Source organism: Siminovitchia fortis (genome assembly GCF_003605365.2).
Taxonomy (GTDB): domain Bacteria; phylum Bacillota; class Bacilli; order Bacillales; family Bacillaceae_C; genus Siminovitchia; species Siminovitchia fortis.
Map to the genome: position 1 here is coordinate 1 of NZ_QYTU02000030.1, position 24,994 is coordinate 24,994.

Below are 24,994 nucleotides of genomic sequence, written 5' to 3' on the forward strand. Positions count from 1 at the left end.
TTGTGTATTTTTCTCTTGCAAAATACATCATAACAATAGCTGTTTTTCAGCATTTCAGCCTTCTTGTCATTTATGCCTTTTTTGGATTGCTTATTAGTATATTAGTGATAGCTGCAATAGTTATTGAGGTCATCCGCAATGGTCCAAGGATGTCAACAAAGTTAAAAAAGTCCCAACAATAATGCAATATTATTGTTGGGACTTTTCTTATAATAAAAATAACGAAGGAATTCATGAAAGCTAAAAATATGAAAGGGCTATCATTTGGTGTTTTTCAAAACAGCTATCATAAAATAAGAGGAAGGAGAATTAGATTGAGATTATATATTTTACAAAGATTGCTATCTATCATACCAGTCATGTTAGTAGTTGCCATTGTGGTCTTTTTCTTGATACACCTGACACCTGGTGATCCGGCATCAATTATACTAGGGCCGGATGCACTGCCGGAAGATATAAAAGCGTTGCGTACAGAACTGGGCTTGGATTTACCGTTGTATCAGCAATTTTTTAGTTGGTTCAGTGGAATATTTGTGGGCGATTTAGGGGATTCTCTTTATTTGGACATGCCGGTTTTGACAGCATTTACCAGTCATTTGGGCCCAACTTTATCATTGGCCATACTGGCTCAAATCATCTCAATTGTAATCGCTATCCCATTTGGGATTATTGCAGCTACGAAAAGAGGAACAGCAGTAGATCAGTTCTTCATGGTTTTTGCTTTACTTGGAATCTCCATACCTAGTTTTTTGCTGGGACTTCTGCTGATTCTATTATTCGCAGTAGAGCTGCATTGGCTTCCAGCTGCCGGATATCAGCCATTAAGTGCAGGGTTATGGAATCATTTGAAGTTTCTTATATTGCCTGCCATCACACTTGGTTCTATTCAAGCGGCATTGATTGCTCGTATGACCAGGTCATCCATGCTGGATATATTAAGCATGAATTATATTAAAACAGCCCATGCAAAAGGTCTGAAAGAAAGAGTGATCATATATAAACACGCTTTTAGAAATGCGTTGATTCCTATCTTAACTGTTGTTGGCCAGGCTTTTGGCACCTTAGTGGCTGGCGCAGTAGTCACCGAGGCGGTTTTTAATATACCGGGAATAGGACAATTAATTGTCAATGCGATCCAACGAAGAGATTACGTTTTAATTCAAGGAACCGTACTTTTAATTGCCGGAACCTACGTATTCATTAACCTTATAGTTGACTTATTATATGGAGTCGTTGATCCGAGGGTCAGACTAAATAAAAAATAGGTGGTGACGAAATGCTTGCGGAAACCAGAAAAGTTGTGGGAACGGATGTAATAGGGCAAAAACGAGAAATTGCAAAAGAAAGACGTGCTTTATTTTTAAGGCGGGTTTGGGCGAATAAAATGGTTGTGGTCGGCGGCGTAATTATTTTCCTGATCACTTTGTTGGCGCTTGCAGCTCCGCTTATTACCCAATTTACTCCTTATGATTTGGAGGCTGTAAATCGTTTGAAGCCGCCAAACGCAACACATTGGTTTGGCACTGATAACTTCGGAAGAGATATATTCAGCCGTGTCGTTTACGGGGCCAGAGTTTCCTTGGCTGTTGGTCTCTCAGTAGCCATCATTACAGGCTTCCTGGGACTGCTGATCGGAATGTATTCATCTTTTTACCGAATTTTGGACCATATTTTAATGAGAATTGCAGATGGGTTAATGGCTTTTCCTTCCATTCTGTTGGCTATCGCTATTATGGCTGTTATGGGGCCTAAACCAATCAATGTAGTCATAGCAATTGTCATTGTCGAAACGCCCGGTGTGGCTCGGATTGTTCGCTCGGCTGCACTAGTAGTAAAAGAGCAGACCTATATAGAGGCGGCAAGAGCACAGGGGGCAAGTTCATGGAAAATTATCTGGTCGCATATTGCACCGAATGTTCTTACGCCACTGATTGTACAAATCACTTATGTATTTTCAGTTTCGATGATTATAGAAGCATCGTTAAGCTTCTTAGGCGCGGGTATACCGGTCCCTGAACCAAGTTGGGGCAACATTTTATATGACGGTAAAAGTGTCATTCAGACAGCTTGGTGGATGACTGTATTTCCTGGCATGTTTCTTTTACTGGCTGTTTTAGGTTCCAACCTGCTTGGAGACGGTATACGAGATTTGATTGATCCTCAGTCGAATAAAGCAAAAAAATAATGAATGGACAGGCATAGAATCATATTTGAGGAGGTTAAAGATGTCCAGTCAGCCACTTTTAGAAGTTAATCATTTAAAAACGACCTTTGCTACTGAAGAAGGGCCTGTCACGGCAGTTGATGATGTCACTTTTGGAGTAAACAAAGGGGAAACTATTGGAATTGTAGGAGAGTCTGGTTGTGGAAAAAGCGTAACCTCTGAATCAATTATGAGATTACTAGATGAAAAGACGACAAAGTACGAAGGTGAAGTTCTTTTCGAAGGAAAGAACTTACTGCAACTTAGTAAGGCCGACATGCGGGATATCCGTGGAAATAAGATTTCCATGGTTTTTCAGGACCCTATGACTTCTTTGAACCCCGTGCAAACAATTGGGGACCAAATAGCTGAAGTGATTGTTATCCATCAAAAAGTGAGTAAAGGTGAGGCATTTAAAAAAGCTGAAGAAATGTTGAGGCTTACTGGCATACCTGCACCGGAAAAAAGGATCAATGAATATCCTCATGAAATATCCGGCGGAATGCGCCAAAGAGTGTTAATAGCCATGGCCTTAGCCTGCAGACCTAAAGTACTTATTGCAGATGAGCCTACCACTGCTCTCGATGTAACGATTCAAGCTCAAATTTTAGACCTGATTGATGAATTGAAATCAGAGCTGGAAATGGGAGTGATTATGATCACCCACGACCTTGGTGTTGTAGCTGAAGTTTGTCAGCGGGTGGTAGTTATGTATTTAGGGCAAGTGATTGAAGAAGGAGAGGTAGGGACATTATTTTCTCGTCCTCTCCATCCATATACAAGGGGATTACTGAAGTCAATTCCGCAGCTTGACGGAGACCGGACGGAAAAATTGCATGTTATTGAAGGAGTGGTTCCTCCTTTAACCGCTGTTCCGACAGGTTGTCGTTTTGCACCAAGATGTGCATTTGCCGACGATCATTGTACTAGCAAAGCACCGGTCCTAGAAGAAATAGGCGATGGACAAAAAGTGAGATGTTGGAAGGCAGATGAGCTTTTAAAAAAGGAGGGTCATGAACACAATGCAGCAACAATATGAGAAACAAGAACCTCTCCTGCAGGTAAAAAACCTACAGAAACATTTTCCAATCACTAATCCGCTTGGTAAAGTAACGGGCCATGTGAAAGCGGTCAATAATGTAACGTTTGATTTATACGAAAAAGAAACATTAGGGCTTGTCGGGGAATCGGGATGTGGCAAAAGTACTACAGGCAGAACGATTTTACGATTGACAGAGCCTACTTCCGGCACGGCATTATACAAGGGGAAAGACATCTTTAAATTAAAAGAAAAGGCATTTATGCCAGTTAGAAAAGAAATGCAAATGATTTTTCAAGATCCACATTCTTCGCTGAACCCTAAAAAAAGAATTGGCTATAGCATTGAGGAGCCCATGAAGATTCAAGGTATCGGTACAAAGGCTGAAAGAATGGAAAAAGCCATGGACCTATTAAACAAGGTCGGATTACGCAGGGATCAATATTACCGGTATCCTCATGAGTTTTCAGGGGGGCAAAGACAACGGATTGGTCTTGCACGGGCACTGGCTGTCACCCCAAAAGTCATTATATGTGATGAACCAGTCTCTGCTTTGGATGTTTCTATCCAATCCCAGGTTATTAATTTGTTGCAAGAATTACAGGAGGAATTTGAACAAGCCTATTTATTTATCGCCCATGATCTGAGTGTTGTTCGTCATATTTCCGATCGAATCGGAGTGATGTATTTGGGCAGTATCGTAGAATTGGCACCAACTGATGAACTCTTTAAAAATCCAATGCACCCTTATACCCGGGCCTTGCTGTCTGCAATCCCGATTGCCAATCCTCATAGAAAAAAAGAAAGAATTGTCATTAAAGGAGATGTGCCGTCTCCGACAAATCTGCCAACAGGCTGTGTTTTCCACACTCGATGTCCATATGCCATGGATCGCTGTAAATCGGAGGCCCCGTCGATAACCCAAGGAGCAAATGGTCATCAGGTTGCTTGTCACCTGCACAATTAGTTTTTTAAGGGTGAGATAAAAATAAGAGAGAGGAACACGCCTTATGATTAAGAAGTTACATCTTCAGGGATCCGCAAAGGAAATTGGATTTGAGCACGGGAGCAAAGGAAAACAAGAAGTGATTAATAGTCTGGAAACGTATGAAAAGTTATTTTACGGTTTTAAGAAAATTAGTTGGTCCGAAGCCAAAGAGTACGCTTTACTTCACTTAAATGCAATTGAAAAATATGACTTGCAGATGGTCGAAGAAATGGAAGGGGTTGCTAAGGGGGCGGGAGTAGATTTTGAAGATATTTTGACATTAAACGCCCGAAGTGAAATAGCCCTGACTAATAAAGGGAACATTTTTTCAGATGGTTGTACGACCATGGCTATTACCAGTCCCATTATTAATGACACGATCATCGGTCAAACTTGGGATTGGACTGCCTTACAAAAAAACAGTTTGCTATTACTTGATATACAAGCTAAATCCAAACCACGCATTACAATGGTTACCGAAGGGGGCATCATAGGAAAAATTGGTTACAATTCAGCTGGGGTCGGCCTATGTTTTAACGCTTTGATCACCGATAAGAAGACAAACGAAATCCCGATTCATCTTGGGACTAGGGCTGTCCTAAACTCATATTCCCAAGCTGAGGCAATTTCAAAAGTTGCAAACGGGCAAATGGCAGCCTCTGCCAGCTTTTTAATTGGGTATGATGATGGCGATGGGAACGGTATGGCAGTTAATCCCGAGGTCTCTCCTTACGGTATTGATTATATAGGTGGAGATGATGGCTGGCTGGCCCATACAAACCATATTTGTTCTAGTTCTCTTAAAAGCAAATTAAAAGATTTGAATGACCTCAGGTACGAAGACTCAATCCTTAGAAAGAAAAGAGCTGACCAACTCATAAAAGAAGGCGTTGCCGCTAAGGAACCGATTAATGAAAAAACATTTGAGAGATGGCTGTCAGATACGTTTAATAAACCAAGTTCTATTAATCATTTTCAAAATGAAAATGCTCCAGAACATCGGAAAATGGAAACAATTTTCTCCATTATTATCAATTTATCAAATAGGAGGGCATTATTGCGTATAGGTCAGGAAGGAGAGTTTGAGGAAATAGATACAATTACCGAACTAACATTGTAATTGTAAGAGAAAAAATACAACGGGGGAAACATCATGAAAAAAGTACTTATATCTTTTTTGATAGTCTTTTTGTTAGTTGGCTGTGGTTCGTCATCTGACGATGCAGGAAAAAGCGGAAATAGCGGTGAAAAAGGCGGCACGTTGAATATCGCTTATATGGCACAACCGCCTACTTTGGATCCGCACGTTACTGTGTCTGTAGCTACAACTGATATTGGACGTAATATTTTTGAAACACTTTTGGCCTTTAACGAAAGGAACGAAGCTGCACCATTGCTTGCAGAGTCATTTGAATCAAGTGAAGATCTTAAAAGCATCACTTTCAAATTAAGAAAGGGCATTAAATTCCACAATGGGAAAGAAATGACGGCGGACGATGTAGTAGCTTCTATGGAACGCTGGAGAGTATTAAATGGCAAGGCAAACACCTATTTTTCCAACTCTGAATTCGTAAAAGAAGATGATTATACAGTTGTTTTAAAAATGGATAAGCCATTTACAATCGCCAAGTATATATTATCCACCAATATAAACTTCGCAGCTATTATGCCAAAAGAAGTAATTGAAAATGCACCAAAAGCCGGGGTGAAAGAGTATATTGGAACAGGCCCTTTCAAGCTTGATGAATGGAAACAGGATCAATATATTAAGCTTGTAAAAAATGAAGATTATCAATCACCGCGTAGTGAACCTGATGGATTGGTTGGTAAAAAAGAGCCAATGGTTGATGAGTTAAATTTCCACATGGTTCCGGATGCATCAACAAGGACTGCTGGAATTCAAACGGGTGAGTATGACGCAGCGCTTCAAATTCCTTACGATAATGTTCCTGCAATAGAGAGTGATGGAAACCTAAAAGCAATTACCCATCCGGAAGGATTTAGCACCGTGGTATATAACAAGCGAAATGGGATATTTTCTAATGAAAAAGCCCGACAAGCGTTAAATCTCGCAGTGGACAAAAAAGAAGTAATGATGGCGGCTTTCACAGATGAAAAGTTTTATACTCAGGAACATGGATTGTTATCAAAGGAGTTTGTAAGCTGGTATAGTGAACAGGGGAAAGACAAGTATGACGAATATGATCCGGAAGCGGCCAAAAAATTGTTTAAAGAAGCTGGGTATAATGGAGAAGAACTAACAATATTAACTACAAGAGATTACGAGGACCAATATCAAATTGGCGTTGTTATTCAGGAAAATCTCAAAAAGATTGGGGTTAAATCTAAACTAGAGGTTTATGATTGGGCAACGTTAATGGAAGTTAGAGAAGATGATAAATTTTATGACCTTATGCCAATGGGATACAACCCGGTCACTGACCCAACGCAAATTAACTTTTTAGATTCAAGGACTAAGTATACGGGGTGGTCGAATAGCCCGGAAATTGATAAACTATTAGACCAATTAATGGTTGCTCCTTCCGATGAAGCGGCTAAAGAGATATTCGGGAAACTGCAAGGTGAATCCTGGAGCTACTTGCCTGCTATTAAATTTGGCGATTATGATGGAGTTGCCGCTATACGCACAAACATTGAAGGTTTTGAGTGGTTCCATGGCCCGGTATTATGGAACACGACAAAGTCTAATTAATCTAACCCATTGACCGATTGTATCTAAATCAGATCAATAAGTAATTAAAAGTGAAAAGTGCAAGGAAAATAGAAGCGAGATGCCGGAAAAAGGTTCCGCCATTAAATTATAAAAGGCGTCCTCCGCTAGGAAAGCTTAGTGGGGGACGCTTTTTTTAAAAACGATCAATATTGCCAAGAAGAAAAAAAGTTGTTCTTACATCTGTTGAAGGTGCACGTTTAGTTTGTAATCAAGTATCACGTTTGGAAGAGGATTCAAACAAAATCACAGAGGAGAATGCATTTTATGATTAAGAAGTTACATCTCCAGGGCTCTGCAAAGGAAATAGGATTCCTGCATGGGAGCCAGGGGAAACAAGAAGTGATGAATAGTCTGAAAGCGTATGAAAGGCTATTTTATGTAGCCAAAAAAATGAGTTGGCAAGAAGCAAGGGAGCAAGCATTGCTTCATTTAAATGCGATTGAAAAATATGATTTGCAGATGATTGAAGAAATGGAAGGGATTGCAGAGGGAGCGGGAGTAGATTTTGAGGATATTTTGACGTTAAACGCCCGAAGTGAAATAGCCCTAACGAATATAGGGGAGGTTTTTTCGGATGGCTGTACGTCCATGGCGGTTTCCAGCCCGATCATTAAAGACACGATCATCGGCCAAACTTGGGATTGGACGGCATCACAAAAAAACAGTTTGCTATTACTTGATATAGAAGCTCAGAATGCCCCGCGTATCACAATGGTAACCGAAGGTGGGATCATAGGGAAGATTGGTTTTAACTCAGCAGGGGTAGGCTTTTGTTTAAATGCTTTAGTTACAGATAAAGGGACAAACAAAATACCGCTGCATCTTGGATATCGAGCCGTATTAAACTCATATTCCCAAGCCGAAGCAATTTCTAAGATTTCAAATGGGCAAATTGCGGCTACCGGAAATTTTTTAATTGGCTATGATGATGGCAATGGAAATGGAATGACGGTGAATCTGGAGGTCTCTCCTTTTGGGATTGATTATGTAGGTGGCGACGATGGTTGGCTGACTCACACAAACCATATTTGCTCCAATGTCATTAAGCAATATGTAAATGACGTGAATGATGTTCGGTTTGAAGATTCAATCCTTCGAAAGAAAAGGGCTGATCAACTTATTAAAGCAAGCATAGCTGCTAAAGAACCTATTAATGAACAAACGTTTGAGAGATGGTTATCGGATACGTTGAATAAACCAAGCTCCATTAATCATTTTGAAAATGAAAACGCACCAGAATATCGAAAAGTAGAAACAATTTTCTCTATTATTATGAATCTATCAGAAAGAAGAGTATTATTACGTGTAGGTCAGGAAGGAACATTCGAAGAAATAGATAATATTAGAGCGGTAACAATGTAATTATTTACAGGTGGGAAATCATAAAAGTACAATGGAGGGAAGATCATGAAAAAAATATTCATATCTTTTTTGATAATCTTTATGTTGGTTGGCTGTGCTTCTTCTTCCGATGAAACAAACAAAAGTGGAAAAAGTGATGAAAAAGGCGGCACGTTGAATGTCGCTTTTATGGCACAACCGCCTACCTTGGACCCGCATGTGACTGTTGCGGTGCCTACAGCTCAGATTGGCCGCAATATTTTCGAAACACTTCTTGGATTCAATGAAAGGAATGAAGCTGCCCCATTGCTGGCAGAGTCATTTGAATCAAGTGAAGATCTTAAAAGTATCACTTTCAAATTAAGAAAAGGCGTTAAATTCCATAATGGGAAAGAAATGACCGCAGATGATGTAGTAGCTTCTATGGAGCGCTGGAAAGTATTAAATGGCAAGGCGAACACATATTTCTCAAAATCCGAATTTGTAAAAGAAGATGATTATACAGTTGTTTTAAAAATGGATAAGCCGTTTACAATCGCCAAGTATATTTTAGCTACTAATATCAATTTCCCTGCTATTATGCCAAAAGAAGTGATTGAAAATGCACCAAAAGCCGGAGTTGAGGAGTATATTGGAACAGGTCCATTCAAGCTTGAGGAATGGAAGCAGGACCAGTATATTAAGCTGGTTAAAAATGAAGATTATCAATCGCCGCGAAAAGAACCTGATGGGGTGGTCGGTAAAAAGGATCCGATGGTTGACGAATTGGTTTTCCATATGGTCCCAGATGCTTCAACGAGAACCGCTGGGATACAAACGGGAGAGTACGATGTGGCACTTAATATCCCTTACGATAATGTTTCTGTAATTGAAAGTGATGCGAATTTAGAAGCGATTACCCATCCGGAAGGATTCAGCTCGGTTATATTTAACAAGCGCAATGGGCTGTTTTCGAATGAAAAAGCCCGAGAAGCTTTAAACCTTGCAGTGGATAAAAAAGAGGTAATGATGGCTGCATACACCGATAAAAAGTTCTATACGCAGGAACACGGATTGTTAACGAAGGAATATGTAAGCTGGTACAGCGAACAGGGTAAAGAAAAATATGATGCATATGACCCGGAAGCGGCTAAAAAGTTGTTTAAAGAGGCTGGCTATAACGGGGAAAAACTGAAAATATTAACTACCAGGGAGTATGAGTCTCACTATCAAACTGCAGTTGTTATTCAGGACAACCTTAAAAAGATTGGAGTTAAGACTGAATTACTAGTGTATGACTGGGCTACATTGATGGAAGTCAGAGAAGATGACAAATTTTATGATCTATTGACAATGGGTAACATACCAGTCACTGACCCAACGCAAATCAACTTTTTAGACTCTAGAATTAATTATACAGGCTGGTCGAATAGCCCGGAAATTGATCAATTGTTGGATCAATTGATGGTGGCTCCTTCTGATGAAGAGGCTAAAGAGATATTCGGCAAACTGCAAGATGAAACTTGGAACTACTTACCTGCTATAAAATTTGGTGATTATGATAGGGTTACCGCTATACGTACCAATGTTGAAGGTTTTGAGTGGTTCCAAGGTCCGTCTTTTTGGAATACGACAAAGTCTAACTAATCTAACCCATTGACCGATCTAAATCAGATCGAAAAATAATTAAAAGCAGTGGAAAATGGAAGAGAGATGCAGGAAAAAGGATCCGCCATTAAATTATAAAAGGTGTCCTCCGCTAAGAAAGTAGTGGGGGACACTTTTTAGGCTTAAAATAAGGTAGCGCAAAAAATAGAATTAGTAAATTGGGTCAAATGATGTCAATAAAGTTCAAAAAGCCCCAACAATAGTGCAAATCTATTATCGGAACTTTTTTTATAATGGGATAATAGGATAAAGGTAACACAAGCTTTGTAAAAGAATAAAACTCGAAAATGAAAGGGCTATCATTAAAGAATTATCTGAAGGAAGGGGTTGCGTAGGGATCTGGAAGAAGCACTTGAAGATATAAATAATATGAGAGCGGTAACAATGTAATTGTTTTATATGTGGAAAATCATAAAAATCACAAGGGAGGAAAGACCATGAAAAAAATATTCATATCTTTTTTGATCGTCTTTATGTTGGTTGGCTGTGCTTCGTCATCTGATGAAGCCGGTAAAAGCCAAAAAAGTAATGAAAAAGGCGGTACATTGAATGTCGCTTATATGGCACAACCGCCTACCTTAGATCCTCATGCTACCGTTTCGGTGGCCACGACAGAAATTGGGCGTAATATTTTCGAATCGCTCTTGGCCTTCAATGAAAGGAACGAAGCTGCACCATTGCTGGCGGAGTCGTTTGAATCTAGTGAAGATCTTAAAAGCATCACTTTTAAATTAAGAAAAGGCGTTAAATTCCATAATGGGAAGGAAATGACGGCAGATGATGTCGTAGCTTCTATGGAACGCTGGAGAGAGTTAAATGGAAAGGCAAACACCTATTTTTCCAAATCTGAATTTGTAAAAGAAGATGATTATACGGTTGTGTTAAAAATGGATAAGCCATTTACAATCGCGAAGTATATATTAGCCACTAATATAAACTTTCCGGCTATTATGCCAAAAGAAGTGATTGAAAATGCACCAAAAGCCGGAGTGAAAGAGTATATTGGAACAGGCCCGTTCAAGCTTGAAGAATGGAAACAGGATCAATATATTAAGATGGTTAAAAATGAAGATTACCAATCGCCGCGTAATGAACTGGATGGATTGGTCGGCAAGAAGGACCCGATGGTTGATGAATTGGTTTTCCATATCGTTCCTGATGAATCAACCAGAACTGCCGGAATTCAAACGGGAGAGTACGATGTATCACTTGAAATTCCCCACGATAATTTTGCGGCATTGGAAAGTGACGGAAACCTGGAAACAATGACCTATACAAATGGATTTAACACAGTTGTATTTAATAAACGTAATGGGCTATTTTCCAATGAAAAAGCCAGACAGGCGTTAAACTTGGCAGTGGATAAAAAGGAAGTAATGATGGCCGCATTCACGGATGAAAAGTTCTATACCCAGGAACATGGATTATTAGCTAAGGAGTTTGTAAGCTGGTACAGTGACAAGGGGAAAGACAAGTATGACGAATATGACCCGGAAGCTGCCAAAAAATTGTTTAAAGAGGCTGGTTATAACGGAGAAGAACTAACAATATTAACAACAAAGGATTATAATGAACAATACCATACAGCGGTTGTTATTCAGGAAAACCTTAAAAAGATTGGAGTTAAATCTAAATTAGAGATATATGATTGGGCAACCCTGATGGAAGTCAGGGAAGATGATAAATTTTATGACTTAATGCCAATGAGTTATCAAGTGGCGACTGACCCAACACAAATTAACTTTTTAGACTCCAGGACTAACTATACCGGTTGGTCGAATAGTCCTGAAATTGATCAATTGTTGGACCAATTGATGGTTGCTCCATCAGATGAAGAGGCGAAAGAGATATTTGGCAAACTTCAAGAGGAATCTTGGAACTACCTGCCTGCCATTAAATTTGGGGATATAGATAGTGTTGCCGCGATTCGGACCAATGTTAAAAACTTTGAGATGTTCCACGGACCGGTTTTTTGGAACACTACAAAGTCTGACTAATCTAAGACATATACTGAGAATGATTAAATCAGATTGACTGGCATACCCGTAAAAACAACTTGGCTATAACAAAACCGACTGCTTCCCATGAAGCAGTCGGTTTTGTATGCATTAAGCCATAAAATGAGGCAGCACAACGCCCCCGTATATAAATGCAGCAACGATCATAATCGCAGGGTGGATTTTCCACCAGACCATGGCGACCAGTGCAATTAAGCCGATAAAAACGGATTGCCAAATGCCGATGGAGTCGAAGGAGACGGAGCTGAATTGCCAAGTGAGCTGGATCATCATGACTGCGATGACCGGCTGCACCAACATGGTCATCCCTTTGACGACAGGCGATTGTTTAAATTGATTCAAAATTTTCAGCAACACTATAATGGCGATAGCAGAGGGCGCTATTGTGCCTATGGAAGCAACAATGAGCCCGAGCCAGCCGGCTTCCTGGTATCCCGCGAAAGCGGCGATTTTTGTTGCAATCGGGCCGGGCAGGGCGTTTGCGACTGCCAGCATATCAACGAATTCCGTATTTGTCATCCAGCCGTAATGGTCCACTACCTGCTGCTGTGTTAACGGTATGGTTGCGGGGCCTCCACCGTAACCCAAAATGTTGGCGACAAAAAAGGCCCAAAATAAATCCCAATAAATCATGAAGACATTCCCCCGCTATTCTCGCGCATGCTTTCTTCTTTTCTTCCCCACTTCTGTTTAGCCCAATTATACACTTTGATATGGACCGTACCGTAAGCCAAAAAAGCAATAATGACAATGGCAGGATGAACATCCAACAAACCAAGCAGCAAAAAGGCGATGATCCCAAATCCGACGCCAATCACCTTTCCAAGCCCGCCCCAGGTTTTTGCGCAAAACTCATAGGCGGTGATTCCGAGCAAGACGGCAATGACCGGCCTGACAGCTGCAATCATTCCTGCTATGATCACTGATTCCTTCATGGAATATAGGGCGCCCAATAAAGCAACCATGGCAATGGTTGTAGGCAAAATATGAGCAAGTATGGCCGCTACTGCGCCCATCGCCCCTTTTTGTTGATAACCGAGCTGTGCGGCCAGCTTTGTGGCAATTGGTCCGGGCAATGCATTGGCAAAAGCCAGCAGCTCACCGAATTCTTTATCCGTCATCCATTTATAGCGAATGACGGCTTCATGACGGAACAGAGGAATGACGGAAGGTCCTCCTCCATAACCGAAAATCCCGACTCTTAGCATGGCGCCTGATAGTGCCATATATCCTTTGAGGTCCATTTCCAATCCCTCCTGTCAGAATGAAAGTTTTAAAGTTTAAGTCCCATTCTGCTCTTGTAACGCTTTAACAGCATCTGGGTGTCCACCCGCATGATTCCTTTTGTGGAATAGAGTGTTTCAAGCAAAAACTCTTCCATTTCCTTCATATTTTTAAAAACGCCGTGCATATGAAGGGTGCTTGGTCCTGTCATATGATAAAGACTCGTCACTGCAGGATGTAAAGCAAGCTTCTCGGCAATTTCATCCAAATATTTCGGTTCCACATCCACATTGAAAAAAGCAGATACCTGAATACCTACTTTTATCGGATTGACGACAGCTGTAAAGCGCTCAATCACCCCGGCTTCAATCAATGACTGGATGCGGGATTGCACGGCTACCCTGGACAGCCCGATCTCCTTGGCAAGGTCTGTATACGAAATCCGGGCATTTTCCAGCAGTATTTCAATGATCTTTTTGTCCGTATCATTCAATTTCATGGCCGGCATATGATTTGCGTCAGAATCATCTTTGGCTCTCATTGTTCACATTCCTTTTATGATTTATCTTGTCTAATTACAAATGGTTTGGCTATTGTGAAAATAACTTTCGATATGATCAACTATAATCTATTCATCATTCAAAATCAATAAATAACGGGACTTTTTATTTCAAAATTAATATATTAATCTAAATGAAATTGTTTCGGACGCAATGATATAAATTAGACTTACATATATAACAAAGCGAAAGCATAACATTACATTTAGTTATTTATTGAAGGGTATATTAGTTTATTATTTTCTCTTTGTTTATTGACAATATTTTTTAAATTTCGTAGGATAAAATGGAATGCGCTTTCTTTCAGTAGGTAGAGTAAATTTACATATTATTCAACCGATTATTATTTCTTTCATAGAGGAGAGAGTCAATTGATCACTTTCAACCACTTATCACATCCATACCCGATTACAAGAAATTCGGCCTACGCGATGAACGGGGTTGTGGCAACATCCCAGCCGCTTGCAGCACAGGCGGGGCTCGAGATTTTACAAAAAGGCGGGAATGCGATTGATGCGGCGATCGCCACGGCAGCCTGCTTGACAGTTTGTGAGCCGACATCCAACGGAATCGGCGGCGATGCTTTTGCACTTGTTTGGACAAAAGGGAAGCTCCATGGTCTGAACGCAAGCGGACGGGCACCCAAAAACATATCTATAGAGAAAGTAAAAGAAATGGGCCACGATGAGATGCCCAAATATGGATGGCTGCCGGTTACGGTACCGGGTGCGCCGGGTGCCTGGGCGGAGCTTTCCAGGAGATTCGGAAAGCTGCCATTGAAAGAGGTTCTTAAGGATGCCATTAACTATGCAGAAGAAGGCTATCCGGTATCACCGACATTAAGCAGATTTTGGCGCAAAGCATACCTGGAATTTTCCAATGAATTAAAGGGTGACGAATTTAAGCACTGGTTTGATACGTTTGCTCCGAACGGCTATGCTCCTGCCGTTGGGGAGGTCTGGAAGTCCCAGGGCCATGCCGATACATTGCGTGCGATAGCGGAATCGGACGGAGAGTCTTTTTACCGTGGAGAATTGGCAAAGAAAATAGCCGCTTTTTCAAGGGAAACAGGCGGTTTTATTACAGAAGAGGATTTGGCGGAATATCAAGCGGAATGGGTTGACCCGATCAGCATCAACTACCGCGGATATGACGTTTGGGAAATCCCTCCGAATGGGCAGGGAATCGTAGCGCTTCAGGCTTTGAATATTTTAAAAGGCTTCGAGTTTACGAGAAAAGAGTCGCTTGATACATATCATAAACAAATCGAAGCGATGAAACTGGCCTATGTTGATGGGTATAAGCATATTACGGATCCGGAGCATATGAAGTATACAGTAGAGGAAATATTAAGTGATTCGTATGCCGAGGAAAGGCGCAAGCTGATCAAGACAGAAGCATGCATGCCTGAACCGGGCAAGCCATCCGCCGGTGGAACTGTTTATTTGGCGACTGCCGATAAAGAAGGGAATATGGTTTCCTTTATCCAGAGCAACTATATGGGATTTGGTTCAGGCTTAGTAGTTCCTGGCACGGGCATCGCCCTGCAAAACCGTGGGAAGAACTTTTCTTTGGATCCGAACCATGTGAATGCCCTTGAAGGCGGAAAGAAGACATTCCATACCATCATTCCGGGATTTTTGACGAAAGGCGACCAAGCTGTCGGACCGTTCGGTGTCATGGGCGGGTTCATGCAGCCGCAGGGGCATGTTCAGGTGATTATGAATTCAATCGATTTCGGCCTTCATCCACAGGCAGCGCTTGACGCACCGCGCTGGCAGTGGATCAAAGGGAAGACGGTGGAAGTGGAGCATCGCTTCCCGCACCATTTTGCGGAAAGCTTAGCTTTCCAGGGACATGATATTCGTATCGCCCTTGAAACAAATAATTTTGGACGGGGACAGATCATTTGGAGGAACCCGGACACGGGAGTGCTGGTGGCTGGAACGGAATCCCGGACAGATGGCGCGATTGCGCTTTGGTAATAAGAAAAGCGCAAGCGCCTGTTCATCGACGTACAGACTGGAGAGCTTCTGACGAGATAAAGGAAACACGGCGACGAAGGCAGGCTCAAGCAGCGACGTCCTGTCGCTTCGCCTGCACTAGCACATCCTGTGCGTCGGAGCCGATGTTGACTTATCGTAGGAGGAAGCGCGAAGTCTGCTAGTCGATAGGCGCTGGAGCTGGACAAATCAGAATGTTATAAGTAAATTATTCACAACCAGAGAATTTTTTAAATCCTTAACCATTAAAAAACAGAGCCCTGCCCTGCTTTGATGCAGGGCCGGACTCTGTTTCGTTTTTCCTAAAAATCAATCCATCATCTCCGCCAATATTTCATATGAACGCAGGCGGTCTTCCTGATAGAAAATTTGTGAGTTGACAATGACTTCATCCGCTTCGGTGCTCTCAATTACTTTTTCGAGTTGTTCCTTGACTTGGTCAGGAGTTCCGACAAATGTATAGCCTGTATCAAGGGTTTGTTCGACTGATGCCCTCTCAAAAGGCGACCAGGCTTTTTCAATATCATCAATTGGCGGTTTTAGCTGGGATGGCATATTTCTGATCAGGCTCAAGAATTGTTGCTGTTGTGAAGTTGCAAGCCATTTGGCCCGCTCTTCCGTGTCGGCTGCGATGATGTTCACTCCCACCATGGCATACGGTTTTTCCAGAAAATCCGAAGGCTGGAAATTGTCGCGATAGAGTCTTAGTGCAGGCAGCGTATATTGCGGTGCAAAGTGGCTTGCGAAAGAAAAAGGCAATCCCTTCAGGGCGGCCAGCCTTGCACTAAAGTCACTGGAGCCAAGCAGCCAGATTGGAATATTTAGCCCTCTTCCCGGGTAGGCATGGACACGGCCGACCGGATTTTCACTAAAATAATTTTGCAGCTCTTCCAATTGCTGAGGAAACTCTTCAGCTCCCCTGTTTAATGTCCGGCGCAGAGCAAAAGCAGTGGCCTGGTCGCTGCCGGGTGCACGGCCCAGTCCGAGATCGATGCGGCCCGGATAAAGCGATTCCAGTGTGCCGAACTGCTCGGCTATAACTAGTGTTGCATGATTGGGCAGCATGATGCCGCCGGCTCCGACCCGAATAGTTTTTGTGGAACCCGCTATATGGCCGATGAGTACTGAAGTGGCCGAGCTGGCAATGCCGGGCATATTATGGTGTTCCGCAAGCCAGTAACGGTTAAACCCCCATTTTTCAACATGCTGTGCCAGCTGGGCGCTGTTTTTAAATGATTCGGAGGCATTGCTACCTTCGGTGATTGGCGCCAAGTCCAAAACAGACAATGGAATTCCGTGAAATTTTTTTATGGATGGGGAATTCAAATACGATCACTCCTTAAAGATCTCTTAAAGGAATGATAGAATGTTTATAAGCGAACGTCCAATTATGTGACTTTGAATGGAGGAGAACTTTTTGGAAAAATTGTCTGAACAGGCTATTCAAGAAAGGTTGTCCGAGTTGAAGGAGTGGAGGCTGGCGGATGAAAAGTGGATTGTCCGCAAATATCGTTTCAGGGATTATTTGCAAGGGATTTCCTTTGTCCAAAAGATTGCAGAAGAGTCAGAGAGGGTTCAGCATCATCCATTCATAACAATTGAGTACAAATTGATCAAGGTGAAAATTTCCTCTTGGAGAGCAAAGGGCCTGACGGAATTGGATTTTGAACTGGCAGAGGCTTACGATCGTTTTTACTTGGAAATGAAGATGAATTTTTGAAGATTTCATATACTTCCATTATTTGCTTTTCCGTGTTACCATGTCTGTAGATATACAATTTTATACTGAGAACGCTAGGGGAATCCTTCAAAAGGACTGAGAGAAGAGTGTAACTCCGATACCCTTATGACCTGATCAGGTTTGTGCCTGCGTAGGGAAGTGCCACATTATTTTGTCTTAGTCTATAATGCCACCTTCCCGGATAAATGGAGGTGGCTATTTGCATTTGCAAAGGAGGTGGCTTGGGGTGGAGCTGATTGCCGTAACAAATGACCGGTTTGATGTCGACATGCTTGCTCGTATCATCGTTAAGGTTGAGCCGTTCGTCGACTATTTTATCATCAGAGAGAGGACAAAAACAGCCAACGAATACATACGATTGATCGGCCGTCTGTCCGCTGCAAAAGTCAAGAAAGAAAAGCTGATCATCAATGATAGGGTAGATGTCGCGGTTGTGACGGGCATCAACAAAGTACAGCTTCCCGGCCACGGCTTGACGTTGCAGCAAGTGAAATCGTATTTTCCGAATTTGCGTACCGGAAGGTCAATCCACTCGCCGGAAGAAGCCTGGGAGGCGAGCCGGTCAGGAGCCGACTGGCTTTTATATGGACATGTATATGATACGGATTGCAAAAAAGGTGTACCTGCCCGCGGTCTTGAGGAACTGAAATTGATTGCGGAAAATGTGCAGTCCAATATATACGCGATTGGCGGAATCAAGCCTGAGCATGTTGTGGGACTGAACAAGATGAACATAAGGGGGATTGCCGTTATGTCTTCAATTTTTGACAGCGCCAAACCGGCCAGGGCTGCGGAAGAATACCATGAAGCCTGCCGAGCTTATCAATTTTTAGAAGGGGGTTGAATGCTGTGCATATCACGTTAAATGGAAACCGATATGAGCTGCCAAAAGGTGTTTCAAATGTTCAGCAGCTGCTTGAGCATTTGGAGCTTACCGAGCGCATCGTGATCGTGGAAGTAAATAAAGAAATTGTTCAAAAAGACGATTACGATCGCCCGATCCGGGATCGGGATGAAGTGGAAATGATCCATTTTGTAGGGGGAGGATGAAAAAATGAGCATGTTAAAAATAGGGGATAAAACCTTTCAATCAAGACTGTTGCTTGGCACAGGAAAATATCCGTCCTTTGAGATCCAAAAGGAAGCGGTCCGTGTATCGGAAGCAGAAATTCTTACTTTTGCAGTAAGAAGGATGAATGTGTTTGAACCTTCGCAGCCGAATTTCCTGGAAATGCTGGATTTATCAAAATACACCCTGCTTCCCAATACGGCCGGGGCAAAAACCGCGGAGGAAGCCGTCAGAACAGCGAAGCTGGCCAAGGCTTCAGGGTTGTGCGACATGGTGAAGGTGGAAATCATCGGCTGTGACCGTTCGCTTCTGCCGGATCCGGTTGAAACGCTGAAAGCTTCGGAAATGCTATTGGAAGAAGGCTTCACGGTCCTTACATATACATCGGATGATGTGGTATTGGCCAGAAGGCTGGAAGAGCTCGGTGTTCATGCGGTCATGCCGGGTGCCTCGCCGATTGGTTCAGGTAAAGGGATTTTAAATCCGCTCAATCTGAAATTCATTATTGAACAATCGAAAGTGCCGGTTATTATTGATGCAGGAATCGGTTCCCCGAAAGATGCCGCATATGCCATGGAGCTTGGAGCGGATGCCGTCCTGCTGAATACAGCTGTTTCAAGTGCAAAAGATCCTGTAAAAATGGCTGAAGCCATGAAGCTCGCGATTGAAGCCGGGCGTCTTGGTTTTGAAGCCGGAAGAATCGATGAGCGTGATTACGCTGTGGCCAGCAGCCCGACGGAAGGGCTGCTTCCGACTTGAACGGGCGATATTCCAGGCAGGAACTGTTTGAGCCGATAGGAGAAGAAGGCCAAAAAAAGATCAGGCAGGCCCATGTTTTGATTATCGGAGCTGGGGCGCTTGGATCGGCAAGCGCAGAAATGCTTGCCCGCTCCGGTGTCGGAAAACTCACGATTGTGGACCGGGACGTTTTGGACTGGAGCAACTTGCAGCGGCAGCAGCTTTATACCGAGCAGGATGTGATGGATCAGCTTCCGAAGGCGGTTGCGGCTAAAAAGCGGCTTGGGGATATTAATAGCACAGTTGAAGTTGAAACTTTTGTGGCTGATGTCACGCCGGAAAATGCAGAAGAGCTGGCCAGAGGCAAATCGCTGATCGTGGATGCTACGGACAATATTGAGACAAGGCTTTTAATGAATGATGCGGCACTGAAAGTGGGTATCCCTTTTTTTATGGGAGCGGTTGTTGCCAGCTATGGGCTGACTTATCCCATTGGGCTGGGAGGTCATCCCTGTCTTCATTGTTTGCTCGAAACCCTTCCCCCGCAAACACTTACCTGCGATACGGCGGGGGTCATCAGCCCGATTATCCAGGTCGTTGCTGCCCACCAAGTGACGAATGTTTTCAAATATATTGTCGGGGAAAAAGTCGATCCCAGACTGAAATCCTTTGATCTTTGGACAGGCGGCCAAGCGGCGATTGATGTAATGACGCTCCGGCGATCTAATTGTCCGAGCTGTTCTGAAAAAGCAGATTACCCGTTTTTATCAAGGGAAAATCAAACGAAAACGGCGGTCTTGTGCGGACGGAATACAGTGCAGTTGACCTTGTCGCGTGACAGGAATGTGGAATTAAGGCCGCTCGCCGAATCCATTCGCCCAATAGTAACTGATTTGATCTCCAACGTGCATTTGGTAGCCTGCCAATTTGACGGACACCGTATCGTTTTATTCCGCGACGGCCGTATGCTGGTGCATGGAACGAAAGATATTGTCAAGGCAAAGGCAGTTGCGTCTAAGCTGTTGGGGTGAAAAATTAGGTGAAGAGCATTCTGATTTGTTGGGATGCTCTTTTTATTTTACGAAAAGAGAATTGAGCCCAGCCTCCGGGTAGCTGGCTTCGAAGATTTCCTGAATGCTTCCCAAGCAGAGGACAAAACTGAAAACACGGTAGGCAATTGAGGTGTATGCCTCCCGAGTAGAGGATAAAATAGAAAACACAGTAGGCAAACGAGGTCAATGCCTCCCAAGCAGAGGGCAAAATAGAAAACATGGTGGGCAAACGAAGTGTATGCCTCCCGAGTAGAGGGTAAAATTGAAACTACAGTAGGCAAACGAGGTCAATGTTTCCGAGCAGAGGATAAAATAGAAAACACGGTAGGCAATGTGGCGTATGACTTCAAACAGAAGGAAAAATGAAGACCCCGTCGTCCGGTCTGTACGTCGTTGACCGAGCGCTTCCGCCTTTCTTGTAACAAATTCTTTACATTGGGTTCTGTTTACTTTTTGATGCTTCTTCATTAGTATTATTTAAGGATAAATAATGTCGAAAGATATGAAAAAAGGGCTGAAGAAATGGATCTGCAAACATTGCTTTTCATGTTTTTTGGAGGGCTGGGAATTTTCCTATACGGGATTAAGACGATGGGCGACGGCCTTCAAAAAGCGGCTGGCGACAGACTTCGGGATTTGCTTGACCGGTTTACTACAAGGCCGGTCCTGGGCGTGTTGACCGGTATTGTTGTTACAGGTCTAATCCAATCCAGTTCCGGAACGACGGTTTTGACAATCGGATTGGTCACGGCAGGGTTTATGACGTTAAGGCAGGCAATTGGGGTCATTATGGGCGCCAATATTGGAACGACCGTTACGGCTTTTATTATCGGAATCAATATTTCTGAGTATGCCTTGCCGATTATTGCAGTTGGTGCCTTCTTGATTTTCTTTTTCAAAAATCATAAAGTCAATAACTTTGGAACAGTGATTTTTGGATTTGGCGCTTTGTTTTTCGGCTTAAGTCTAATGGGTGATGCGATGAAGCCACTTCGTGGAGCACAATTTTTCACTGATTTAACAGTAAGCCTCAGTGATCATCCGCTGCTTGGCGTCCTGGCCGGTATTCTGTTTACTGTTATCGTTCAAAGCTCGTCGGCATCTATTGCCCTTCTTCAAACACTTTTTGATCAAGGCACCATTACCTTGCAAGCGGCCTTGCCCATTTTGTTCGGTGATAATATCGGAACGACGATTACAGCCGTATTGGCATCCATTGGTGCTTCGATTGCAGCAAAGCGAGCTGCTTTAACTCATGTCCTGTTTAATATTATAGGCACAGTTCTTGTTTTAATTCTATTCGTTCCGTTTACCCATTTTATCGAATATTTGCAGGCAACCTTGGACTTGAATCCAAAGATGACCATTGCTTTTGCCCACGGAACATTTAATGTGTCGAATACGATTTTACAATTTCCTTTCATCGCTGTATTAGCCTGGATTGTCACGAAACTCATACCGGGTGAGGATAAGATGATTGACTTCAGGCCGGTTCATTTGGGAGAAAACTTTATCCGCCAATCCCCGTCTGTTGCCCTTGGACAGGGCAAAAAGGAAGTTCTTCGAATGGGTGAGCTGGCAGAACAAGGACTAAAAGAGGTAAGTGGCTTTTATAAAACAAGGGAAAAGAAACACCGGGAGCTGCTTCCGCAAATAGAAGACGCCCTGAACAATCTGGATAAGGTCATTACGGATTATTTGGTTCAAATTTCATACCATTCCTTATCCGATCAGGACTTGAAAACCCACAGTTCCCTCTTGAATACAGTGATGGATTTGGAACGCATCGGTGATCATATAGAAAATATCATGGAACTTGTCGACAGCCAGATCCATAATAAAGTGAAGTTTTCTGAATCGGCCATCCAAGATTTGGACAGGATGTTCGAATTGACTTCCTCCACTCTTCACCAGGCGCTTGAAGCTTTGCAGGAAGATAATGAATCCAAAGCGGGAGCGGTGCTTGCCAATGAAAGGCTGATCAATAAAATGGAGCGGGATCTCCGTAAAAAGCATATCCAGCGGCTTAATGACAATAAGTGTACGGGTACAGCCGGAATCGTTTATGTGGATATTGTCAGCAATCTCGAGCGTATCGGAGACCACGCAGTTAACATCGCGCAGGCTGTGATTGGAGATATTTAAACAAAAGGCGGCAGACAGGGGGTTAGCCCGGTCTGCCGCTTTTAACCTTTTGTATTTTCTTGGCCTTTATAACGTTCATTTCTTTCCCCGCCGTCGGCGAGTTCTTCGGAAAACTCATGGTTCTCCTTGCTTTTCCTCCATGCATATTTAATATCAGCCCTTGTCATATTGTTGTTTGGAGCTGCTTCTTCATTCAATTTCTCCATTTTTTTCATCCTTTCAAGCTATAGTCATCAGAATCCGTTTCTTCATCATCTTGTTGAACGGCCGCAATAAATCCATATCCGGTCGGGCTCCATTCCAACACTTCTTCCTTGGGTTTTCTTTTTAAATTCAGTTTTTGGTCATTTTTTTCCATCGGAGGACCTCCTTTTGCCATTATTGTCCCCTTTGTTCGTAAAAAATTATTCAGGCCGGAGCAAACTGTATACCTTTCCGAGCTCCGCATAGTCATTCCCGGCAAGCCGGGCAACAGGGCGCAAAGCTTCGGTAAAAACATAGCCTTTTTGGGGGTCATATACTTCTTCATCCATATGTACGTATATAACTCGAGCCATGAGAAAATCAGTTACGGTGTCGCCGCGGTCATTTTTGATTTCGTGGTGCTGCTCAAGCTGGCACTCTAATCGGACCTTTGCTTCCAAAATGCCGGGGACGCTCACTTTTGTGCTCTCTACAATGTTAAGCCCTGTCAACTCCAGCTCACTGCGAGCTGCGGGAAGCAAGGCGGCGGTTTCGTTAATATCTTCAATCAGATTTTCCGTGCTTATATGTACGACAAGCTCACCACTTTTAATGGCATTCCGTGCCGTATCCTTCATGGTGTTTCCTTTCCGTCTTCCGATGGACAGCGAAATAATCGGGGGGTCGCTGCTGATTATATTGAAAAAGCTGAATGGAGCTGCGTTGACCACTCCATTTACAGTTGAAGAGGTTGTGACAAATGCGATAGGGCGAGGAACGATGGCTCCAGATAACAGTTTGTACATTTCCTTGCCCTTCAGTTCATTTGGATCCAGGGTGATCATGAAATACCGCCTTTCTTAAAAGATTCCGACTAATTTTTACTTCAATTGTACACAAGCTCCAGCGAAAAGAGAATATATATCTTTTGTCCAGGCTCCTAGCATCCGCTATTCTTAAGATATAAATACTTCCTTGAAAGTGGTGTGGGTGATGGAAAAGGTTTTTTCAAAAAAGCGTTTGCTGAAAGAATTAAACGATTGTCCTTCGTATGAATGGATAGATCCGGCTGAATTGGCGGAAAAGCTTAATGGGCTTGCACAAATCGGTAAAACAAGGGAAGGGGGGGTCTCCCGTTTTCCTTATACAGTTGAAGAAAAGCAGGCTAAGCAATTGTTCAGCGGATGGATGGAAGAAATAGGCCTGAACGTCAAAGAAGATGCGATTGGAAACTTATTCGGAAGGCTGGAGGGGGAAAATCCTGGCCTCCCGGCAGTGTTGACAGGTTCCCATTTGGACAGTGTCCCGAACGGCGGCGCTTTTGACGGCCCGCTCGGATGCGTCAGCAGCCTGCTTGCCGTCAAGGCGCTTATCCAGTCCGGCGCCCCTTTGAAAAGGTCGGTTGAACTCGTCGTATTTGTCGACGAAGAAGGTGCAAGGTTCAACAACAGCCTGTTTGGGAGCAGGACATTGATGGGAGAAGTAAAAAAAGAAGACCTGATGAAGTTTAAGGACCAGAACGGAAAAGTGTTATATGATGCGATGAAGGAAAGCGGCTTCGACCCCGACAATATTTCATCCGCTTATCGGAACCCGAAGGAAATCCATGCTTTTTTGGAATTGCATATTGAGCAGGGAAAAAGGCTGGAGGCGGAAGGGAAAAATATCGGGATCGTAAACGGGATCGCCGGACCAGTCTGGACTTCCTTTACATTTTATGGTGAAACAGACCATGCGGGAAACACGCCGATGGAGTATCGGAAAGATACGGTGGCTGCAGCCGGGGAGTTTATCTTGGCGGTTGAACAAATGCCAAGAATGTTTAGCGAAACGGCTGTCGCGACTGTCGGCAAAATGAATATTTTTCCTAACGGAACAAACGTGATTGCAGGAAAAACGGAATTAATGGTGGATGCAAGGGATATTGATGAAAATGCGAGAGACCGAATGATTGCCGCTTTGAAAAATACGGCGAAGGAAATCGCGCAAAAACGGGGGCTGTCTGTAGAAGTGAAAGAAGAAGTCAAAATCCCGCCTGTTGTTGTCCCGGATACAATTCAGGAAGCGGTCCGTGAAGCTGCTGAAACAAGCGGATTGACGGCCATCGACATTCCAAGCGGGGCAGGACATGACGCGATGATCATGGGAAAATATGTGCCATCCGGTATGATTTTTGTTCCAAGCTTGAACGGGAGAAGCCACTCCCCTGAAGAATGGACGTCCTTGCCGGATTGTGTGAATGGAATCCAAGTGATGAAAAAGGCGTTGAAACGGCTGGCTAACGATTAAAGGGCGCCCTCCGCGCCCTC

Annotated in this window: 25 protein-coding genes and 1 riboswitch; of the genes, 18 read left to right on the forward strand and 7 right to left on the reverse strand. The window is 43.2% G+C overall.

What is annotated here, in order from left to right:
- From D4N35_RS18295 to D4N35_RS12790, 10 genes are all read left to right on the forward strand, one after another.
- Positions 1-182 (forward strand): hypothetical protein (locus D4N35_RS18295; RefSeq protein ID WP_208646300.1); only part of this gene is annotated, 182 nt, incomplete at its 5' end.
- 132 nt (positions 183-314) lie between these two features.
- Positions 315-1,265 carry an ABC transporter permease gene (locus D4N35_RS12750; RefSeq protein WP_120074227.1) on the forward strand — a complete coding sequence of 317 codons (951 nt, stop codon included), beginning with the start codon at positions 315-317 and terminating at the stop codon, positions 1,263-1,265.
- A gap of 11 nt (positions 1,266-1,276) precedes the next feature.
- Complete coding sequence (locus D4N35_RS12755; RefSeq protein WP_120074229.1) at positions 1,277-2,185, forward strand: ABC transporter permease; 909 nt, start codon at positions 1,277-1,279, stop codon at positions 2,183-2,185.
- Between the two features lie 40 nt (positions 2,186-2,225).
- A complete protein-coding gene (locus D4N35_RS12760; RefSeq protein WP_120074231.1) occupies positions 2,226-3,242 on the forward strand; it encodes an ABC transporter ATP-binding protein in 1,017 nt (338 codons plus the stop codon).
- Positions 3,226-4,209: an ABC transporter ATP-binding protein gene (locus D4N35_RS12765; RefSeq protein WP_120074233.1), complete on the forward strand. Its 984-nt coding sequence runs from the start codon at positions 3,226-3,228 to the stop codon at positions 4,207-4,209. The genes D4N35_RS12760 and D4N35_RS12765 overlap by 17 nt, the downstream gene beginning before the upstream one ends.
- 43 nt (positions 4,210-4,252) lie before the next feature.
- A complete protein-coding gene (locus D4N35_RS12770; protein ID WP_120074235.1) occupies positions 4,253-5,350 on the forward strand; it encodes a C45 family autoproteolytic acyltransferase/hydrolase in 1,098 nt (365 codons plus the stop codon).
- A 33-nt stretch (positions 5,351-5,383) separates the two neighbouring features.
- Positions 5,384-6,943 carry an ABC transporter substrate-binding protein gene (locus D4N35_RS12775; protein ID WP_120074237.1) on the forward strand — a complete coding sequence of 520 codons (1,560 nt, stop codon included), beginning with the start codon at positions 5,384-5,386 and terminating at the stop codon, positions 6,941-6,943.
- Positions 6,944-7,228: 285 nt separating this feature from the next.
- The gene (locus tag D4N35_RS12780; protein WP_120074239.1) at positions 7,229-8,326 is read left to right on the forward strand and encodes a C45 family autoproteolytic acyltransferase/hydrolase; all 1,098 of its coding nucleotides are present in this window, start codon (positions 7,229-7,231) and stop codon (positions 8,324-8,326) included.
- Between the two features lie 45 nt (positions 8,327-8,371).
- Positions 8,372-9,931: an ABC transporter substrate-binding protein gene (locus tag D4N35_RS12785; RefSeq protein WP_120074241.1), complete on the forward strand. Its 1,560-nt coding sequence runs from the start codon at positions 8,372-8,374 to the stop codon at positions 9,929-9,931.
- Positions 9,932-10,389: 458 nt separating this feature from the next.
- Complete coding sequence (locus D4N35_RS12790) at positions 10,390-11,949, forward strand: ABC transporter substrate-binding protein (protein WP_120074243.1); 1,560 nt, start codon at positions 10,390-10,392, stop codon at positions 11,947-11,949.
- 111 nt (positions 11,950-12,060) lie between these two features.
- Here D4N35_RS12790 and chrA read toward each other — a convergent pair whose 3' ends face one another.
- The 3 genes from chrA to chrS are packed head-to-tail and all read right to left on the reverse strand — an operon-like array spanning position 12,061 to position 13,735.
- A complete protein-coding gene (gene chrA / locus D4N35_RS12795; protein WP_120074245.1) occupies positions 12,061-12,603 on the reverse strand; it encodes a chromate efflux transporter ChrA in 543 nt (180 codons plus the stop codon).
- Positions 12,600-13,214 carry a chromate efflux transporter ChrB gene (gene chrB / locus D4N35_RS12800; protein ID WP_208646301.1) on the reverse strand — a complete coding sequence of 205 codons (615 nt, stop codon included), beginning with the start codon at positions 13,212-13,214 and terminating at the stop codon, positions 12,600-12,602. Before chrB ends, chrA begins: the two co-directional genes overlap by 4 nt.
- Before the next feature lie 29 nt (positions 13,215-13,243).
- Positions 13,244-13,735, reverse strand: coding sequence for a chromate efflux transcriptional regulator ChrS (gene chrS / locus D4N35_RS12805; RefSeq protein ID WP_120074248.1), 492 nt, complete (start codon positions 13,733-13,735; stop codon positions 13,244-13,246).
- A gap of 450 nt (positions 13,736-14,185) precedes the next feature.
- On the opposite strand from chrS, the gene D4N35_RS12810 reads away from it, so the two are divergent.
- Entirely contained in the window at positions 14,186-15,739 is a 1,554-nt protein-coding gene (locus D4N35_RS12810; RefSeq protein WP_120074298.1) for a gamma-glutamyltransferase family protein, read from the forward strand.
- Between the two features lie 327 nt (positions 15,740-16,066).
- Here the strand turns inward: D4N35_RS12810 and D4N35_RS12815 are convergent, their stop codons facing one another.
- Positions 16,067-17,083, reverse strand: a complete 1,017-nt coding sequence (locus D4N35_RS12815; protein WP_120074250.1) for an LLM class flavin-dependent oxidoreductase — start codon at positions 17,081-17,083, stop codon at positions 16,067-16,069.
- A 91-nt stretch (positions 17,084-17,174) separates the two neighbouring features.
- Between D4N35_RS12815 and D4N35_RS12820 the strand changes: the two genes are divergently transcribed.
- The 6 genes from D4N35_RS12820 (at position 17,175) to D4N35_RS12845 (ending at position 22,502) form a co-directional block, all read left to right on the forward strand.
- A complete protein-coding gene (locus tag D4N35_RS12820) occupies positions 17,175-17,477 on the forward strand; it encodes a 4a-hydroxytetrahydrobiopterin dehydratase (RefSeq protein ID WP_235870385.1) in 303 nt (100 codons plus the stop codon).
- A gap of 66 nt (positions 17,478-17,543) precedes the next feature.
- Positions 17,544-17,652: riboswitch (TPP riboswitch) on the forward strand.
- A gap of 45 nt (positions 17,653-17,697) precedes the next feature.
- Entirely contained in the window at positions 17,698-18,342 is a 645-nt protein-coding gene (locus D4N35_RS12825) for a thiamine phosphate synthase (protein ID WP_164876364.1), read from the forward strand.
- Positions 18,343-18,347: 5 nt separating this feature from the next.
- Positions 18,348-18,548 (forward strand): sulfur carrier protein ThiS, encoded by a 201-nt coding sequence (gene thiS, locus D4N35_RS12830; protein ID WP_120074256.1) that lies wholly within the window; start codon positions 18,348-18,350, stop codon positions 18,546-18,548.
- 4 nt (positions 18,549-18,552) lie between these two features.
- The gene (locus D4N35_RS12835) at positions 18,553-19,326 is read left to right on the forward strand and encodes a thiazole synthase (protein ID WP_120074258.1); all 774 of its coding nucleotides are present in this window, start codon (positions 18,553-18,555) and stop codon (positions 19,324-19,326) included.
- Entirely contained in the window at positions 19,323-20,336 is a 1,014-nt protein-coding gene (locus tag D4N35_RS12840) for a ThiF family adenylyltransferase (RefSeq protein WP_120074260.1), read from the forward strand. Before D4N35_RS12835 ends, D4N35_RS12840 begins: the two co-directional genes overlap by 4 nt.
- 543 nt (positions 20,337-20,879) lie before the next feature.
- The gene (locus tag D4N35_RS12845) at positions 20,880-22,502 is read left to right on the forward strand and encodes a Na/Pi cotransporter family protein (protein ID WP_120074263.1); all 1,623 of its coding nucleotides are present in this window, start codon (positions 20,880-20,882) and stop codon (positions 22,500-22,502) included.
- Between the two features lie 41 nt (positions 22,503-22,543).
- Here D4N35_RS12845 and D4N35_RS18135 read toward each other — a convergent pair whose 3' ends face one another.
- The 3 genes from D4N35_RS18135 to D4N35_RS12850 are packed head-to-tail and all read right to left on the reverse strand — an operon-like array spanning position 22,544 to position 23,530.
- Positions 22,544-22,708, reverse strand: coding sequence for a hypothetical protein (locus D4N35_RS18135; protein WP_164876365.1), 165 nt, complete (start codon positions 22,706-22,708; stop codon positions 22,544-22,546).
- A gap of 5 nt (positions 22,709-22,713) precedes the next feature.
- Positions 22,714-22,860: a hypothetical protein gene (locus D4N35_RS18140; protein WP_164876366.1), complete on the reverse strand. Its 147-nt coding sequence runs from the start codon at positions 22,858-22,860 to the stop codon at positions 22,714-22,716.
- Positions 22,861-22,906: 46 nt separating this feature from the next.
- On the reverse strand, positions 22,907-23,530 hold the full coding sequence (locus D4N35_RS12850; RefSeq protein ID WP_120074265.1) for a flavin reductase family protein: 624 nt from the start codon (positions 23,528-23,530) through the stop codon (positions 22,907-22,909).
- A 148-nt stretch (positions 23,531-23,678) separates the two neighbouring features.
- On the opposite strand from D4N35_RS12850, the gene D4N35_RS12855 reads away from it, so the two are divergent.
- On the forward strand, positions 23,679-24,974 hold the full coding sequence (locus tag D4N35_RS12855; RefSeq protein WP_120074267.1) for a Zn-dependent hydrolase: 1,296 nt from the start codon (positions 23,679-23,681) through the stop codon (positions 24,972-24,974).
- Positions 24,975-24,994: the final 20 nt, after the last annotated feature.

Excerpts from the sequence above, each read along its gene's own strand:
- D4N35_RS12810 (WP_120074298.1), top strand. The coding sequence starts at position 14,186 with ATGAACGGGGTTGTGGCAACATCCCAGCCGCTTGCAGCACAGGCGGGG.
- D4N35_RS12855 (WP_120074267.1), top strand. The coding sequence starts at position 23,679 with ATGGAAAAGGTTTTTTCAAAAAAGCGTTTGCTGAAAGAATTAAACGAT.
- D4N35_RS12845 (WP_120074263.1), top strand. The coding sequence starts at position 20,880 with ATGGATCTGCAAACATTGCTTTTCATGTTTTTTGGAGGGCTGGGAATT.
- D4N35_RS12790 (WP_120074243.1), top strand. The coding sequence starts at position 10,390 with ATGAAAAAAATATTCATATCTTTTTTGATCGTCTTTATGTTGGTTGGC.
- D4N35_RS12755 (WP_120074229.1), top strand. The coding sequence starts at position 1,277 with ATGCTTGCGGAAACCAGAAAAGTTGTGGGAACGGATGTAATAGGGCAA.
- D4N35_RS18135 (WP_164876365.1), bottom strand. The coding sequence starts at position 22,708 with ATGGAGAAATTGAATGAAGAAGCAGCTCCAAACAACAATATGACAAGG.
- D4N35_RS12780 (WP_120074239.1), top strand. The coding sequence starts at position 7,229 with ATGATTAAGAAGTTACATCTCCAGGGCTCTGCAAAGGAAATAGGATTC.
- D4N35_RS12850 (WP_120074265.1), bottom strand. The coding sequence starts at position 23,530 with ATGATCACCCTGGATCCAAATGAACTGAAGGGCAAGGAAATGTACAAA.
- chrA (WP_120074245.1), bottom strand. The coding sequence starts at position 12,603 with ATGATTTATTGGGATTTATTTTGGGCCTTTTTTGTCGCCAACATTTTG.
- D4N35_RS12765 (WP_120074233.1), top strand. The coding sequence starts at position 3,226 with ATGCAGCAACAATATGAGAAACAAGAACCTCTCCTGCAGGTAAAAAAC.
- chrS (WP_120074248.1), bottom strand. The coding sequence starts at position 13,735 with ATGAGAGCCAAAGATGATTCTGACGCAAATCATATGCCGGCCATGAAA.
- D4N35_RS12775 (WP_120074237.1), top strand. The coding sequence starts at position 5,384 with ATGAAAAAAGTACTTATATCTTTTTTGATAGTCTTTTTGTTAGTTGGC.
- chrB (WP_208646301.1), bottom strand. The coding sequence starts at position 13,214 with ATGGACCTCAAAGGATATATGGCACTATCAGGCGCCATGCTAAGAGTC.
- D4N35_RS12835 (WP_120074258.1), top strand. The coding sequence starts at position 18,553 with ATGAGCATGTTAAAAATAGGGGATAAAACCTTTCAATCAAGACTGTTG.
- D4N35_RS12770 (WP_120074235.1), top strand. The coding sequence starts at position 4,253 with ATGATTAAGAAGTTACATCTTCAGGGATCCGCAAAGGAAATTGGATTT.
- D4N35_RS12760 (WP_120074231.1), top strand. The coding sequence starts at position 2,226 with ATGTCCAGTCAGCCACTTTTAGAAGTTAATCATTTAAAAACGACCTTT.
- D4N35_RS12785 (WP_120074241.1), top strand. The coding sequence starts at position 8,372 with ATGAAAAAAATATTCATATCTTTTTTGATAATCTTTATGTTGGTTGGC.
- D4N35_RS18140 (WP_164876366.1), bottom strand. The coding sequence starts at position 22,860 with ATGGAAAAAAATGACCAAAAACTGAATTTAAAAAGAAAACCCAAGGAA.